Annotated in this window: 8 protein-coding genes; 1 reads left to right on the top strand and 7 read right to left on the bottom strand. The window is 74.7% G+C overall.

The window, feature by feature from the left end; all coding sequences use genetic code 11:
* Positions 1 to 214: 214 nt before the first annotated feature.
* A complete protein-coding gene (locus IE264_RS17890; RefSeq protein WP_032754799.1) occupies positions 215 to 1,045 on the top strand; it encodes an MHYT domain-containing protein in 831 nt (276 codons plus the stop codon).
* A 103-nt stretch (positions 1,046 to 1,148) separates the two neighbouring features.
* Here the strand turns inward: IE264_RS17890 and IE264_RS17885 are convergent, their stop codons facing one another.
* From IE264_RS17885 to IE264_RS17855, 7 genes are all read right to left on the bottom strand, one after another.
* The gene (locus IE264_RS17885; RefSeq protein WP_032754796.1) at positions 1,149 to 2,948 is read right to left on the bottom strand and encodes a hypothetical protein; all 1,800 of its coding nucleotides are present in this window, start codon (positions 2,946 to 2,948) and stop codon (positions 1,149 to 1,151) included.
* Positions 2,945 to 6,745: a vWA domain-containing protein gene (locus tag IE264_RS17880; RefSeq protein ID WP_032754795.1), complete on the bottom strand. Its 3,801-nt coding sequence runs from the start codon at positions 6,743 to 6,745 to the stop codon at positions 2,945 to 2,947. Before IE264_RS17880 ends, IE264_RS17885 begins: the two co-directional genes overlap by 4 nt.
* A gap of 3 nt (positions 6,746 to 6,748) precedes the next feature.
* Positions 6,749 to 7,972, bottom strand: coding sequence for an ATP-binding protein (locus tag IE264_RS17875; RefSeq protein ID WP_032754793.1), 1,224 nt, complete (start codon positions 7,970 to 7,972; stop codon positions 6,749 to 6,751).
* The gene (locus tag IE264_RS17870; RefSeq protein WP_032754792.1) at positions 7,969 to 13,161 is read right to left on the bottom strand and encodes a hypothetical protein; all 5,193 of its coding nucleotides are present in this window, start codon (positions 13,159 to 13,161) and stop codon (positions 7,969 to 7,971) included. Before IE264_RS17870 ends, IE264_RS17875 begins: the two co-directional genes overlap by 4 nt.
* A complete protein-coding gene (locus tag IE264_RS17865; RefSeq protein WP_015606583.1) occupies positions 13,158 to 14,018 on the bottom strand; it encodes a DUF4132 domain-containing protein in 861 nt (286 codons plus the stop codon). Before IE264_RS17865 ends, IE264_RS17870 begins: the two co-directional genes overlap by 4 nt.
* A 294-nt stretch (positions 14,019 to 14,312) precedes the next feature.
* Complete coding sequence (locus tag IE264_RS17860; RefSeq protein WP_015606584.1) at positions 14,313 to 15,074, bottom strand: isocitrate lyase/PEP mutase family protein; 762 nt, start codon at positions 15,072 to 15,074, stop codon at positions 14,313 to 14,315.
* Between the two features lie 203 nt (positions 15,075 to 15,277).
* On the bottom strand, positions 15,278 to 15,871 hold the full coding sequence (locus tag IE264_RS17855; RefSeq protein ID WP_032754790.1) for an NADPH-dependent FMN reductase: 594 nt from the start codon (positions 15,869 to 15,871) through the stop codon (positions 15,278 to 15,280).
* Positions 15,872 to 15,982: the final 111 nt, after the last annotated feature.

The raw sequence follows: 15,982 nt of genomic DNA, 5'->3' as shown, positions 1-15,982 counted from the left end.
GCGGTCGGCCACGAGTCGGCAGGAGAAGCGCCGAGCGTCCGAAGCGGGGGACGGCGACCTCCACGGTGCACAGTCAAACCTTGGGGCTGCCCGGCGGATCGCCGTAAGTCACGGAGGCCGCGAAGCCAACCGTTCCGCCTGTCTGAATCTCATCGCCCGCACTGCCGTTCGCAGGTCCACAGCCACTACCGGCCGCTCGCAAAGGACTCCCCTCATGGAAGCCACCGTCTCCAACTTCCACTACGGGGCAGTGACCCCGGTCGCTGCCTTCCTGATGGCCTGCCTGGGTGCAGCTCTGGGGCTGCGGTGCACCACCCGCGCGATCCGGCGCGGCACCAACCGGGTCGGCTGGCTCGCCCTCGGCGCGGTGTCCATCGGCTGTGGAATCTGGACCATGCACTTCATCGCCATGGCCGGATTCACCATCGACGGCATGTCGATGAAGTACGACTCCCTCACCACCGTTCTCAGCCTGCTGGTCGCGATAGCCGTGGTGTCCGTCGGTGTGTTCCTGGTCGGACTCCGCGGGCCGGGGGCAGTGGTGCTGACCACGGCCGGCGTGTTCACCGGGCTGGGGGTCGCCGCGATGCACTACCTGGGTATGGCCGCCATGCACACCCCCGGTGATCTGGGGTACTCCACGATGACGGTGGCCCTGTCCATCCTCATCGCGGTGGTGGCCGCGACCGCCGCCCTCTGGGCGGCGGTCTCCGTGCACGGCCTCTGGGTGAGCTTCGGGGCAAGCCTGATCATGGGCGTGGCCGTGACCGGCATGCACTACACCGGAATGGCGGCGCTCGACGTCCCCTCCGGCAGCCACGGGGCCGCCACCCAGTCCTCGGCCGGCATGCTGTCGTTCCTGCTGGTCATGCTGGCCGGCCCGCTGGCCGCCCTCGTCGTCTCCGCCGTGATCGTCATGTTCGACGGAGACGTCATCATGGGATCCGACGAGCACGGCGGCGCACGCTCCACGACTGCTGCGCGAGGCCCCGCCACCGGCGCGGTCCAGGACGGTCCCGCCTCCCACCGCGGTCTGCGGACCTGATGCCGCTGCAGGTCCGGGCCTGCACCCGCTAATGCTGAGCGGTTTGCGCCACGGCTCGTCCTGGCCCCTGGTCCGGTACGGATAGCGCTGCGGCCGGACCCTCCTATACCGGTTCCCACGCCGCGGCGCACAGGGAATCGGCCACTGCGGCCGTGTAAAGGGCAGCGGTGAGCCAGTGCGTGGCGAAGCTGTCGGTGTCGGCGGGGAGGAGGCGGCCGAAGAGGTCACGTTCGCGTTGGGACGCCGACGTACACAGGGCGGTGAGGAGTCCGGCGGCCGTGGGGAGGCCCGCGCGGCGGATACGGCGGGTCTCGGCGGTGACGTCGCCGAGCATGCCGAGGGCGGCGCGGCCCGCAGAAACCGTCTGTTCGACCCGGCGCTCCAGGAGATACAGGGGCGAGTGCGCGCCCGGCCCGCCTGGCTGTGGCGGGGCCGGGTGCACGGGGGCAGCCGGATCCGGGAGGTCGGCGCGGCGCAGGCGGTCGAGGCCGAGGTCGATCGTGCCCTCGCCGGTGGGGTGCGCGCAGGCGAGAAGGGTGAGCCGGGGGTGGGGGGCGGGCACCAGGCGGCCGATGATCCTCAGTCGTGTCCCCGGCGCCGCTGCCAGCAGCATCAGATTGTCGCGGTGGGCCAGCGCGGGGTCGTCGTCGGCGACGGTGAGCCGGACCGCGATGCCCGTCCCGCTCAGCGCGAGCAGGCAGGTGCCGGCCGACTCCCGTACGGCGCCGATGAGTTCGACGTCCAGGAAGAGCAGGTCGCTGCCTCCGCCGTCCGGGTCAGCGTAACGGGAGGTGGACCGCAGGGCACGGGCGGCCTGTTCCGACGGCGGCGTCTCCCACAGGGCGGCGAGCGGCAGCTCCGTCCACGCCGCGCCCCGGGCGGTGACGGCCTTGACCCCCTTCCCGGCGCCCAGTCTGCCGTCCGGCGAGACCGTCGCTCCCGACACCGCCAGGCCGGCCCGGCCCAGCTCCCGGTGGGTGAGCGCGGTGTCCCCCAGGCGCACGGCCCGGTCGGCCACCCCAACGGCTCGCCCGACGCCGCCGGGTGCCACATCGCCGACCGTGAAGAGGCGGCCGTCGGTTCCGGCGACCCAGGTGCGGACGCCACCGTGCCCCGAGTCGGTGACCACGGGCTCGGTGAACAGGCCGTACAGGCGCAGTGAGCCGTCCGGGCTGTACGGGCGGCGCGCGCGGCCTCTGGCAGCGTCCAGCTCCGCCCCGGACGCCGTTCCGACTCGGTGTGCGGTGCCCAGGAGTTCGGCCAGGGCCGTGACGAAGTCGGCGGTGCGGTAGGACGGGTCCCCGGCTCGCGCCGCCCGCAGCACTGTGACGACGGACAGCGCGGCGCCCGCGGCGCGCGGCAGGTGCCGGATCCGGGCGGTGTGTGCGGCTCGCAGGAGAGCCGACTGGGTGACGGCTCCCGCCCCGTCGATGCCCGCCTCCAGCACGGCGGCGCCCGCCGACCACAGAGCGTCGGCCGCGGCACGCTGCGCCGGGCTCGCCACCTCCTGCGAGGAGGGCGAGGAGGCGGAGTCGGGGACGGAGGCGGGGTCCGTTACGGAGGCGGGCTCGGGGGCTGCCCCGGTGGGCCGGTCGGCGAGGTCCGGCGGCGGGTCCGCCGTGGGGGCGGCGCAGGCGGCGGCCGCGCGGTGGACGCATGCGGGGGCGAGGAGGCAACCGCAGGTGATGGCGTCCGCCGTCGCCACCACGCCGCCCGGGGCGTGCAGGCGCAACTCGGTCTCGTCGTCGACCTGGATCGTGACGGTGTCCCCGTCGCGGTGCGTCGGGCGGGCGCCGAGCTTCGTGACCGCCGCGTCCAGCCGCTTGCGCAGCCGGGGCGAGAGGTTCTCCACGAGCGTGGCCGTGACCTCCGGCGCGACGGGGGGCAACCGGTCGTCGTTCATGCGGTCTTCTCCCCTATCCAGCGGGCCAGTTCGAGTGGGCTGAGGGCCGCCACGGGCATGCCGGCGGCCACGAGCTGTCCGGCGACGCCCGTCGAGTAGCGGGGCCGGCCGGCGTCGTCGAGGCTCGCGCACCCGAGGACGTGGCAGCCGGTGGTCACCAGAGCCCGCACCTCGGCGAGGAGCCCGCCGAGCGGCGCGCCCTCCTCGAAGTCGCTGATGACGACGACGAGGGTGCGGGAGGGCACCTCGATCAGGCTGCGGGCGTGCCGCAGCCCGGCGGCGATGTGCGTGCCCCCGCCCACGCTCACCTCCAGCAGGAGGGAGAGGGGGTCGTGCACGTGGCCGGTGAGGTCGACGACCTCGGTGGAGAAAGCCAGGAAGTGGGTGCTCAGGGTCGGCACGCCGGCGAGCACGGAGGCGGTCAGCGCGGACCAGATCGTGGACGCCTCCATGGATCCGGAGACGTCGGTGACCAGGATCAGGCGCCAGTCGGCCGACCGGCGGACGCGGCTGCGGAACACCGGCTTCTCGGGGATCACCTGGACGGTTCCGTCGGCCGTCCGGCGGGCGGTGGCCAGGTTGGCGCGCAGCGTGCGCGGCAGGTCCAGCCGACCGCCGGGGCGGCGGGTGGGCCGGGCCGCCATCGCACCGGTGAGGGCGGGGCGCAGCCGGGTGGTGAGCTGCCGGGTCAGTTCGTCGACGAGGCGGCGGACCAGGGGCCGGAGCGCCGCGAGGCGGGCTTCGGGGAGGCCACCGGCGTACCGCAGGATCGTCCGGAGCAGTTCCACGGAGGGGGTGGCGGACGCCGGGTCGAGTTCGGTGAGAACGTCCTGCCGACCTGTCACGGCTGCCGCGGCGAGGACTTCGTCGCGGACGCCGGGGCCGAACAGTGCGGCCAGTTCCTCGGACCACTCGCGGACGCCGGGGAACGACGGTTCCCGGCCGCCGCGCGGTCCGGAGCTGCCACCGGGACCGGGCAGGCCGCCGCGGGACCCCTCGCCGTGTCCCGATCCGTAGAGCTCGTCCAGCGCGGTCGCCAGGCGGGCGGCGCCGGACGGCAGTTGGTCGGGGCGCCGGCCGAGGACGAGACGCCACCGGTCGCCGGGCGCGAGGGTCCGCGCCGGGGTGGCCTCGGTGACGGGTGCGCTCGCGGAGGTGCCAGTGGGGCGTGCTGCGGCGGGGTGGCCGGACGGCGGCGGCAACCGGTCGTCGTGCGACGCGGGTGGCGGTACGGGCAGGCCGAGACCGGCCAGGAGCTCGCGGGCCGCGAGGTCGGCGGCCGTACGGCGGGCCAGCTCGGCCGGATCGTCCGCGTCGAGGGTGCCCACCCGCTCGCCCAGCCGCTCCTCGACGGTGTCCAGCAGCCGGTCACGGGCGGCCGGGCTCAGGGTGTCGAAGCCACCGCGCAGGGCGGGGAGCCGGGCCAGGAAGGCGGTGTCGTCCAGCTCGACGACCCGGTGCAGCAATGGGTCCAGGGCGCCGATACCGACGGTCAGGAGCGGGCCCGCCACCGTCAGGACGCCGGTGAGGCGGGCGGTGAGCGCGGCCCGGGAAGTGAAGTCCACGGCTCCGTCCACCCAGGAGGCGACGCGCGCCCCGAAGCTCTCGGCCTCTTGGTGGCCCGTGAGCACCCTGACCGCTCCGGCGGCCGCGGCGATCAGCGGGGTGCCGTCGGCGGCCAGCCGGGCGAGGGCGTCGGTGAGCCGGATACCGCCCACCCGGTCGGCCCGCTGGGCCAGTTCGAGCAGCGCCCGGGCGTCCTCGGGCTCCTCGGAGCCGGTCAGGCCGTCGACCTGGCGGACCGCTGCCGAGGTCAGGAGTTCGGCAGCGCCTGCGGTGCGGGCGGCACGGGCTGAGGCAGAGGCGATGGCGTCCGGGGCCGAGGGGCCGTCGGTCGCGGCCAGGCCCGGCAGGTGGCCGGCGTCGATGCGGTCCAGCAGGTCGAGCCCGGTGAGGAGTTCGGGAAGGGTGCCGCTCGCGGGGAGTACGTCCGCCAGTTCCGTCAGCCGTTCGTCGGCCAGGGCGGGGAGCCCGCACTCGGCGGCTTCCGTGAGGCCGCGGACGACCTGGGCGGCTGTCGGGCCGCCCTCCGCGCGCTCGGCCGCGCGCCGCTGCCGCAGCACGCCCTCGGCCGCCTGGGCCGGGGTGACGCCGCGCGCCCCGGCTGCCGTGAGCATCGCGGCCGTCGCCGGGGTCCACCGCACCTGCCAGCGCGTCGTGAGTCCTTCGGAGCCCGCCGCGCCGGTCACCCCCTGCTCCTGTGCGTAGGGGATGCCGCACACCGTCAGCCTGCGCAGCAGCAGTTCGCGGCGCTGGTCGAGGGTGGAGCGGGCAGGGTCGAGCCGGAGGTCGCGCGGTGTCTTCTCGTGGGCGTCGTCCGGGCCGGGGAGGGAGAGCGCCGCGGTCTCGGCCTCGATGGCCGGGCCCAGTCCGCTGCGCGGAGCGGCGGGCGTGGGCCGTCCGGTGCGGGTTCCGACGAGTACCTGTTCGAGTGCCCGGGCGACGGCGCGGCCCGTACCGTAGGTCTCGCCGCGCCCCAGCACCGTCTGTACGGCTTCCAGGAGTTCGCCGCGACCGGGGGCGGGCAGGTCGCGCAGGCGGGCCAGGTCACCGGCCACCCGGACGACTTCCCGGCCGTCCGCCGGGCCGTAGGGGTGGCCCTGTTCGCGCAGGGCGGCGCAGACACGGACCGCGGTGCGGATCACCGCCTCGTGGAGCGCGTCCGGGTCTCCGGCGGCGTCCAGGACGGTGTGCTGCCACTCCGGGTCCCGGATTCCGGCCGGGTAGCCGGACCGTGAGTCGAGCAGCGGGTACGTGTACGGGACCAGGGAGACCGTGCACGCCCGCGCCCCGGCACCGCCGCTCGCACGGGCGTCCGCGTCCGGCTCGGGGGTGGCGGCGGACTCGTCCGCCGCGTCCGGTGCTGGGCCCCCGGCGGCCCCCGCGGTGGACGGCAGCAGCGCCGGGGTGTGGAAGGCTCCCACCACCACGGCGGGCCGCCGCCCGCTCGCCAGGGCCTCGGCGACATGGCCGCGCATACATGCCTCGCGTGCCAGGTCCGTGCGCTCCACCCCGCCCCGCGCCTCGGCCTCGTGGCGCAGCGCCCAGCCGGTGAGCAGGGCGGCGCGGCGGAGCGCCTCGGGTGTCGAACCGGGTGCGAAGGCCTCCACCAGCCGGTCCCAGAGGTCGTCGCCGTCCCGGCCCGTGAGCCGGGACCGGAGCGCGGCGGACAGCCCGTGCCCCTCCCCCGGCACGGGGGCGGAGTCGGCGCCCGGGGCAGGGGGGTGGGCGGGGGTGTCCGGGCCGCCTGCCGCCCATGCCCGGTCGGCCAGCGGCAGATCGCAGGCCACGGCCGGTACCCCGTTTCTCGCCGCCCAGCGCAGGGCGACCAGTTCGGGCGAGAAGTCGGCGAACGGGTAGAAGGCCGGCCCCCGTTCGCCCGCCGAGCCGGCGCCGGGCCTGTCGGCGGGCACGGCGGCCAGCGCCACCGGGGCCTCGGTCTCCTCGTGGGCGAGCCAGCCCAGCCAGGGCTGGAACTCGGCGGGCAGTTCGACGAGGAGGACGTCGGGGGCCGCCGCGTCCAGCAGTGCCGGGAGGGCGGCCGCCAGCGAGGGCGCGTGGTGGCGCACCCCGATCAGGAACGGCAACCCGGGTCCGGTCGCCGCGAGGGCCGCCTCCGCGGCTTCCGGGGTGACGGGCCCGGCCCCGGGGCCCCGTACCGGCGGAGCGGCCGGCGCGCCGGAGGCGGGCGGCACCTCGGCGGTGGACCCCGTCGTGAGGTCGGTCGACTCGCTCATCCGTCAGTTCTCCAGCACCGCGCGCAGGTCCCACAGGGCACGCCAGGTGGCCGACCCCTGCTCGGCGCGCCTGCGCACCGGCCCGTCCCAGTACCCCAGCAGCCGTGCCGCGTCGGCGGGGTCGTCCTTTCGGACGACGCCGAGGAGATGGCCGGGGAGGAGGGAGAGCACGTCCCGGTCGCCGGGGAAGTAGGCGGCGGTCAGGGCCAGGGAGCCCGCGACGGAGACGGCCTCCGCGGTGCTCATCACGGTGGAGGGGCGCTCGACCTCCCAGCCCTCGACGGAGCGGCCCTCGCGCAGGTCCCGGAAGGCGGTGACGAGGGCTTCGAGGACCGCGTCGTCCACCTGGTAGGCGGCGCCCACGCGTTCGACGGCTGCCCGCGACTGGCGTCGGACGAGCGCGGTCTCGGCGTCCACGTCCCCGATGGGGCCGACGGTCTCGAAGTTGAAGCGCCGCTTCAGCGCGGCGGACATCTCCGAGACGCCCTTGTCCCGCAGGTTGGCGGTGGCGATGAGGGTGAATCCGGGAGCCGCGTGCATCTGGGCGCTCTCGCCGCCCGCGAGTTCGGGGATCGCGATCCGCCGCTCGGAGAGCAGGGACACCAGAGCGTCCTGGACCTCCGGCAGGCAGCGGGTGACCTCCTCGACACGGGCGACGGCACCCCTGGTCATGGCGGCGAACACCGGGGAGGGCACCAGGGCCTGCTCGGTGGGGCCCTGGGCGAGCAGCAGCGCGTAGTTCCAGCCGTACTTGAGCTGGTCCTCGGTGGTGCCCGCGGTGCCCTGCACGGTGAGCGCGCTGGTCCCGCAGACGGCCGCCGACAGCAGCTCGGAGAGCATGGACTTGGCGGTTCCGGGTTCGCCCACGAGGAGGAGTCCGCGCTCTCCGGCGAGGGTGACCACGCACCGTTCGACGAGGGCGCGCTCGCCGACGAACTTCTGCTCGATCACCAGGCGGAGCGGCACCCCGGCTCCGGGCCGGGCGCCCTTCGGCAGGCTCAGTGCCTCGCCCGCGCTGCCCATCACGAAGGTGACGACGGCGCGCGGGGTGAGCAGCCAGCCGGGTGGGCGGGGCCCGGGGTCGTGGGCGGCGAGGAAGGCCAGCTCGGTGGCGTACCGGTCCTCGGGCGGCGTGACCTGGCGGTGCTCCCGGCCGGGCGCCGTCGCCTGGCCGGGGATGCCGTCCGTGGTGGTGCTGTCCATGGTGGTCGTGGTGTCGTCGGTCATCGGCGGCGGCCCTTCCGGGTGGCGCGGGTGTCGAGTTCTTCGAAGGCGGGGGCGTCGCCGCCGCGGACCCGTGCCCAGGCGGCTGCGAACAGCGCGGGCACGGGGAGGTGGGGCAGGGTCCGGGCGGAACCTGCCACGGGGTACAGGCCTTCCTTCCAGGTCTCCAGCGGCAGCCCGGGGGCGCCGCGTTCGAGCCAGCCGCAGGGGAGGAACAGAGCGCGGCCGGCGCGGGCGCGCTTCGCCTCCACGACGAGGCCGGTGGCGGCGAGTTCCGCCCGCGCCTTCTTGACCCGGGCCGGCTTCCACTCGGTCCAGCGGACGCAGTTGCGGTCCGTCGGGTCGGGCAGGGCGAGCAGCATCAGGTAGAGGGCGGCAGTGTCCGTGCTCAGGCCGAGGGCGTCGGCCGCCTCGGCGACCAGGTCCGGCACCGCACGCGTCGGGTCCTGGGCCGGGTGGTGCGGGGACCCGTCGGGGGCGCCTGCCGAGACCAACTCGTCGGTCTCCTCGCTCAGCAGTGCGCGCAGGGCGAGCAGGTCGCCGGTGCCGTGACGGCCGGCGGTGCCCTCGACAAGGCCGAACGCCGGGTCGTCGGGGCCGGCCAGGCCGGCCGGGCGGATCAGCAGCTTCTCGTTGTTGCCGTGGCCGGGGGCGAGGAGCAGCGCCGTGCCGGCCCGGACCAGACCGTCGGCGTCGGCGCCGCCGGACTCGGGGAGCCCATGGGCGGCGCGGATCACCGGGGCGATCCAGCCCCCCGACTCGCTCCAGTCCATACCGAGGTCCAGCACCAGGTGCGGGTCGGCGAGGCGGCTGCGCAGGGCCGCGAGCCCGACGGGCAGGTGCGCCCGCAGGGGGTGCCCGTGCGGCAGGGTGTAGGCGAGGGTGCGCAGGGCGGTCAGGGCCCCGGAGACCGCGCCGCGTGCGCCCACTCGGCGCAGGCCCGGGCGGCCGGTGCCGTCCTGGACATCGGTGCCGTGGGTGAGCCAGGTCCGGGAGCCCGCGTTGAGGATCAGGTCGACCGCGCCCGCCGTGGTGCCCGAGAGGTCGAGGTCCAGTTCCTCGGGGACGCGGACGAGGGAGGCCAGGCGCTCGTGCCAGACCTCGGCGGCGGCCCGGACGTCGGGTCCCGTGGACCACAGCTCGGCCGGGTCCTGGGGCAGCAGTGCCCGGAGCAGGGCGTGCCGGTCGTCGTGGGGCAGGGTGTCCAGCCTGGCTTGGGCCGTCTCGAAGGCGCGTGTCTTCGTCCCGAGCAGCGCGAGCGCCTCGGCGCCGGGCTCCTCGACCGCTGCCGACAGCAGGGCGGTCGACTGGAGGGGGCCGATTCCGGTGGCCGTGTGGAAGGCCTCGGCGGCCTCCGGACGCCAGGGTGCCGGGCCCTTCTCCCGTACCAGGGCGGTGAGCCGGGTGAGCCGGTCGCGGGCGATGCCCTGCCGGTGGACGTGCTCGCGGTCCAGGGTGAAGCCGGGGACGGGGCCGAAGGCTCCGGTCGGGTCGTGGTCCAGGGCGAGCCAGCGTGCCGCGTCGTCCCGGGAGTTCCGGCCGCGGTTGGCGACGACCACGACGGTGCGGGCTCCCTTGCGCAGCACCTGGCCGAGGCGGTGTACGGCCTCGGGGCGGCCCGACCGGGTCCCTCCCGCGCCCAGCGGCTCGACGAGCTCCACCTGCCGGACGGTGCCCGCCGGGTCGGCCAGCGGGCCTGCGGCGAGGGTTTCCAGCAGTACGAGGAGACCGGTGCGGTGCTCGGGGGAGGTGGTCGCCGATGCGGCCCGGTAGGCCAGCTCGGGCAGCTTGTCGAGGAGGGAGGCCCAGGTGAGGGATTCACCGGGCACGGTGAACTCGTCCCGCTGCCAGCCGTCCACGGGGGTGAAGGGGACCTTCGACGGCGTGGGCGGGCCGAAGGCCGGCTCGCCGCCGAGGACATGGTTGACGGCGAGGATCTGCCGGATCACGGTCCACCGGGTTCCGCTCCCCCACCAGCTGCCGTGCATCCGCTCGGAGCCCCAGGCGGAGGCGTTCCGCAGGGTCGTGTCGTCGCCGTGCTCTGGCTCCTGGTCGAAGAACATGCCCTGGGTGCGTGCGGTGTTCCGGGGAGTGGCCGGCTGCGCGGGCTTGGGCGGTTCCAGGTACTGGACGGCCGCGACAGCCCGGTCCACCGCGCTCCGGACGAGCGCGGTGACACCGGCGAGGAGCCGTACGTCGGACACCTCGGGCAGCACCCGGGCGACGACCTCCTGGCTCAGCTCCTGCGCCGAGGGCCCGGTGTACTCCTCGACGGCGCGGAACGCCTCCAGGTGCCGGGCGACGACGACGGCGACCTCCTTGATCAGCTCCTCCGCCCGGTCGTCCGTCAGGTTCCGCAGGGCGGTGGAGCCCTGCTCGTCCCTCGGGCGCAGGGCGTGCCAGTAGGCGACGGGAGGGACGTAGGGGGTGCCTGCCGCGTCGTTCCCGCCGGAGGTGCCGGTGCCGACGGACCACAGGCCGCCGCCGGTGCCGTCGGTGTCCGCAGGGTGCGCTTCGACGGAGCGGTGGCGCAGGACCACGACGGGCCGTGACCCGCCGGGCAGGGTGAGGGCGCCGAGCGGCACCACGGGGCTGCCGTCGGGCAGCGGGTGGGGCAGGGTGACCGTGTGGCCGTCGGGGGTGCCGGCGACGGTCCGGTGCCCGTCGGCGGGGGCGGCCGTGCCGGGCTCGGTGGCCGTGCGGCGTACCCAGCGGCCGAGGACCGTGCCGTCCGTGCCGAACGGGGTGGTCTCCAGACCGGGCTGGAGCGGCAGCACCTGGCAGTGCTCGGTGAGCAGCCGGGTGCCGTCCTGCACCCCGGAGCGGAGGAAGGCGGGGAGGGATGCGCGGCCGTGCGTACCGCCGACGGGGTCGTACTCCAGCCACACCCGCTGCGTGCCCTGGTGGCCTTCCCGCCAGTGACCTGTGCCGTCGGAGATGACGGCGCGCTGGGGCGGGAGGGAGGTGTCGCCCGCGTGCAGGGCCTTGCCGCCGGTGGCGCGGCCGCCGTCGGGCAGCGGCAGACAGACCTCGTCCGAGGGGCCGGAGCCGCCCCAGCGGGGTGTCTGCTCGCCGCCGACGGTGAACACCTCGGCGGGGCGGTGCGACCAGTAGCCGAGCTGCTTGCCGTCCTCCCACCAGATGACCAGCAACTCACCGTCGACGTAACGGAAGGCGGGCGTCCGCCAGCGGTCGACGGAGGCGGGGAGCCGCAGGGTGTGCCGCAGCAGAACGCCCTCCGGGCCGATGACGACGGCCCGTTCGAGCGTGTTGAGAACCAGGGCGGGCCAGGCGCCGGTGACGCCGACGCCCTCCGACCGGTGACCCTGCTGACGCGTGGCGGCCTCGGCGGCCAGTTCGGCGTAGGTCTCGTCGAGGGCGGGCCAGCCCAGTTCGTCGAGGACGCCGGTACGCAGGGTGGAGGCGAGCAACGGCACGATGTCATGGCTCTCGAGGAGCCGCACGGCTTCCGGGGCCACGTCCGCGACCACGGTGCGGAACGCCAAGAGCCTGTTGAGAGCGGTTCGCAGCCCGGGGAGCCCTCGCGCGGCCATGTACTCCTCGGCGCGGGCGGTCAGCCACTCGCGCAGGATGACGGAGAGCACCGGGTGCGCTGCCAGCCTCGCCAGGCCGGAGTCGCCCAGCCGCTGACCGCGTGCGTCGCCGATACCGCCGACGCTCCGGCTCAGCAGTGCGCGGAAGACCGGCTGTTCGGCGACGGCGGTGAGATCCCGGGCGCCGGGCGCGGTGTCGGAGAGCCACGGGACCAACGGGACACCGGAGGAGTGTGCGGTGCCCTTGTCCTGGTCGTCCGGCTCGGCGACGCGGACGCCGGAAGCCAGACAGAGGTCGAGGAGGTCCAGATCGGCGGTGCGCTGCCAGCGGCCCTGGAACAGTTCGACGGGGCGGTCGTCGGCGCGCAGCCGGTCCGCCATCCGGGCGGCCAGGTCGAGGGTCTGCGGGCTGCGGCCCGAAGTGGCCCGGTTGCGCCGGCGGTGTGCCTCCCAGCGGGCGAGCCAGTCCGCCGGGGAGACGTACGGATCGGAGGGGGCCGTGGAGCCGGAGGCGGCGTTGCCGGAGGTGTCCGGGAGGGCGGTCAACAGGTCCTCGGCACCGGACTCGGCCAGCAGCGCGAGCCAGCCGGATTCGCCGTCCACGTCCCGGCCGCTCTCGCTGAAGGTCTCCGGGAAGAAGCCGAGGAGCCGGGCCCGCACGGCCGCGTCCCGGCGGGCGAGGGCGATGAGCGAGGAGTGATAGGCCGCCCAGAACGAGGCGGGGGCCCGGACGACTCCCGGGGAGCCGATCAGATCGGCCACCAGGTCACGTTCGGCGGTCTCGCGGTCCAGTCCGGCGGCCTTGACCAGGGCGCGCACGTCCTGCGGCAGCGCCGCGTACGGCGGCATGCCGGCCGCGCAGCGCTCGACCAGCAGACGGCGGAACTGCGCCCAGGCGTCCGCCGGTGCGAGCCGGGCCACCAAGTCCCGTACGTACTGCCGCAGCGCCTTCACGGTCAGTGCGCCGGCGAAGGCGAACTCCAGGAAGACGGCCCGCTGCCGGTCCTCGTCCACGACCAGCCCGTGCACCCGCTCGGCCTCGCGGGCCTTGCCGAAGAAGGAGGCCGCGTAGACGGTGTTCTCGGCCTGGAGGAAAAGGCGTGCCACCTGCTCGTAGTAGGTGGGGAGGAAGTGCGGCACGGCACGGCCCAGCCGGGTGCCGAGTGCGTCGAACCCCTCCTTGGCAGCTCCGGCACGGGTCTTGGCCTGGCGGCCCAGCCGCTCGATGTCCTTGACCAGGGCCAGGGCGTGGTGCCCGTTGGCCGGGTCGTTGACCAGCGCCCAGGCCGGGAAGCCCAGCGTCTCGCGGCGCACCTGGCCCACGACGGGGGCCTCGGCGGTGCGGGACAGCCCGAGGAACTCCAGGGCCAGGTCCTCGGCTTCGCCGAGAGTGCCGGTCACGAGCCGGACCACGGGGCGGTCGCCGAGGGCGGTGTGCGTGTAGGTGCGGGCGGTCAGCGCGTCGGCGTCCTCCCGCTCGGTGGTGCCGGCCGGGAGAATCGCGCCCGACTCCAGCAGTCCCGCCGCGCGGGCCTCGGCGGCGGGGGTGGAGGTGTTACCGCCCCGGGCCTGGGCGGGCAGGGCCGCCGCATCCGCTGCCGTCGTGCTGGTCCTGGTGTTCGTCGTCGTGGTGCTCATGCCGCCTGCTCCTCGTCCGCCACGTCCCGGCCGGCGTAGAGCGCCGCCGCCATGCGCATGCCCTCGGACCACGCGACGGGGCCGACCTCGGCGGCCGTCAGCGCGCGCCCCGAAGGGTCGGTCCAGCCCAGGGGGCCCGTCTCGGTGCCGTACTCGTCGTAACCGTCGTGCTCGCCGATCCAGATCCGCGCCTCGGCCGTGACCCCGTCCTCGACGACCGGGCAGACCGCGTAGCCGCCGCGCGACCGGTACCCGAGCTGGGTGACGCGACCGTGCAGGAAGCGCAGTTCCTTGAACACACCGCCGGCATAGGTGTCGACGGACGTGGCGTCCGGGGCGAGGCCGGCCGGGCGGCGCCACACCTCGCGGAACAGCTGCTCCACGTTCTGGCGCACCCCCAGTTCGACCGCGAACTCCCGCAGCTCGTCGAGGTCGTCGAGGAGGACGGGGTGGGGCACGCTGACGACGTCCGGGGTGATGCGGACCGTGTCGCCGTCCAGGTCGACGAGGCCGAGACCGCGTTCGGAGTCGACATCGCGCAGGAACCCGGCCACGCCACCGTCCACGCCGGTGACCACCACGTCACGCAGGGCCGCCTGCCACGCCGGGTCGGGCCAGACCCTGGCGAGCACAGCGGTGGGGACCGGCAGCGAACGCACCATCCACTGTTCGACGTCGGTCAGGCACTGGCGCTCGTGCCGCTCCAGCCACTCGGTCAGCTGCCGGAGCCCGACGACCGCCGGATCGTCCTTCAACTTGGCCGGTACGGTTTTCAGCCGCCGTCCCGTGCCGTTGCGGCAGACCACCTTGCCCGCTTCCAGGGCGACTTCGTAGTCGCCCGCCGGAACCCACCCCATGCGCTGTTCTCCCCGTCGTTCCGGACGGCCGCCGAACCGGCGGCACGCTGATGAAACCCGTCGACGGCAACGCACCGTGACGATTGGGAGAGACTCTAGGCGGCCCCACTGACAACGCGTCCGGGCCCCCTCGGCGTCGTCGCTGATCCCTGCGGACCAGGGACTGCCTCCGCTCACGCAGGCAGTCCCTGTCCGCTCCCGTCAGCGCGCCGACGTTCGTCGAGGTGAGGGCCGTCGGCGGCGGAACCGCCTCAAGCAGTGGCGGGGCATGGCCGCCCGGTGATGCGAGAGGCCCTAGGGGGCCCAGGGCCGGAGCATGTCCTTCATCGCATCCGTCAGCGCGAGTTGCAGGAGCGGGCCGTAGGTGATCCGGCCGACGCCGAGGCGGCGGAAGCGCTCAAGATCGTGCTTGACGGGATGGGCAGTGGAGTTCACGGGAACGCCGACCGCGCCGGTCACCGCCGTGAGCAGCTCATCGTTGTCCTGGATACGCACCGGGTAGACGCTGTCGGCGCCTGCCTCCTCCATGGCCCGCAGCCGCTCGATCGCCTCGTCGAGGACGTCGGAGGCATTTTCCGCGTGGAGGAAGAGGTCGGTGCGCCCGTTGATCCAGACCGGGATCCCCGCGTCGTCGGCCGCCGCGCGCAGGCCGGCGATGTAGCTCGCGTGCTCCTGCGTGGTGCGCACGCGTCCGCCTTCCGAGTGGACGGTGTCCTCGATGTTGAGACCGACGCCGCCGACCTCGGTGAGTCCGGCGATGAGATCCGCGGGCTTCTGTCCGTACCCGGCCTCCAGGTCCACGGACACGGGGACGTCGACCGCCGCGATGATCGGCCTGACGGCGGCGAGTACCTCTTCGAAGGTCTGCCCCTCCTGGTCCTCGGCCCCACGGGAGTCGGCGAGGGGATGACTGCCGATGGTCAGCGCGGGGAAGCCCGCGCCGGCTGCCGTCCGCGCGGACCAGACGTCCCAGACGGTCGGAAGCACGAGCGGCTTGAAGTCGGCGTGCAGCTGCTTGAGGCGTTGAGCGCGCTCAACGGTGTTACGAGAGTCCATGCCGAGGACGCTACCCCCCGATCGCCGCGGACAACGTGCCGACGGGGCACCGACCGGTGGCGGCAGTGGCCGGGGGCCCGGCGTCGGATGGGTCAGGTGGGGCGGTTGTCTCCTCCAGCGGGTAATCGGCTTCCGGCCCATGGCCTTCCTCGCGCTCCGCCTCGTACGGGACATGGTGCCGGGGCCGGCCCGTGGCGACGCGTTCAGGCCGGGAAGGGGGCCGCGTGACGTGCCGAACGGAGTGCGGTCGCCCACCAGGCCAGCAGGTCGAGAAGTGTCCCGGCGTAGTCGGAGGAATCGGGTGCGAGAGGGCGGCCGTCCTGCCAGGTGGTGAAGTAGTCCGGGAAGGCGAGGCCGTCCCGGATGGTCACCGCGTGCAACTCGGTCAGGACGTTCTCCAGGTGCAGGACCGCGTGCCTTCCGCCCGCCGCGCCGCCGTAGCTGACGAAGGCGACGGCCTTGGCCGCCCACTGGGTGAAGTGCCAGTCGATGGCCGCTTTGAGCGAGGCGGGGTAACTGTGGTTGTACTCCGGCGTAACGATGATGAATGCGTCGGCGTCGTCCAGGTGTGCCGTGAGTGGCGCCATTCCGGCGGGGCGGGGGTAGTTGTCACCGGCGTGCTTCGGTGACGCGGCGGGCAGCACCGACGGGACGTCGATGTCGGCCAGATCGACGACGGCCACGTCGAAGGCACCGTGCGTGAGCGCCTGTTCGGCGACCCACGAGGCCACGGTCGGGCCGAACCGCCCCTCTCGGACGCTTCCGACGATGATGACCAGCTTGGGCTTGTTGTCCATGGCCACCACGATCCGGCGGCGGCGCGGCTCCCGCCAGACCGTGCTCAGGCTGGCCCCCGCAGGGCTACTCAGCGCGGTCCCGCGACGGAGGGTGGCGTCGTACTCTCGGTG

The sequence above is a fragment of the Streptomyces microflavus genome (assembly GCF_014650075.1).
Classification (GTDB): domain Bacteria; phylum Actinomycetota; class Actinomycetes; order Streptomycetales; family Streptomycetaceae; genus Streptomyces; species Streptomyces microflavus.
Note: the sequence above shows the minus strand (reverse complement) of the source record. Positions and strands in the feature narration are given on the sequence as shown.

Excerpts from the sequence above, each read along its gene's own strand:
- IE264_RS17880 (WP_032754795.1), bottom strand. The coding sequence starts at position 6,745 with ATGAGCGAGTCGACCGACCTCACGACGGGGTCCACCGCCGAGGTGCCG.
- IE264_RS17855 (WP_032754790.1), bottom strand. The coding sequence starts at position 15,871 with ATGGACAACAAGCCCAAGCTGGTCATCATCGTCGGAAGCGTCCGAGAG.
- IE264_RS17860 (WP_015606584.1), bottom strand. The coding sequence starts at position 15,074 with ATGGACTCTCGTAACACCGTTGAGCGCGCTCAACGCCTCAAGCAGCTG.
- IE264_RS17875 (WP_032754793.1), bottom strand. The coding sequence starts at position 7,972 with ATGACCGACGACACCACGACCACCATGGACAGCACCACCACGGACGGC.
- IE264_RS17890 (WP_032754799.1), top strand. The coding sequence starts at position 215 with ATGGAAGCCACCGTCTCCAACTTCCACTACGGGGCAGTGACCCCGGTC.
- IE264_RS17865 (WP_015606583.1), bottom strand. The coding sequence starts at position 14,018 with ATGGGGTGGGTTCCGGCGGGCGACTACGAAGTCGCCCTGGAAGCGGGC.
- IE264_RS17870 (WP_032754792.1), bottom strand. The coding sequence starts at position 13,161 with ATGAGCACCACGACGACGAACACCAGGACCAGCACGACGGCAGCGGAT.
- IE264_RS17885 (WP_032754796.1), bottom strand. The coding sequence starts at position 2,948 with ATGAACGACGACCGGTTGCCCCCCGTCGCGCCGGAGGTCACGGCCACG.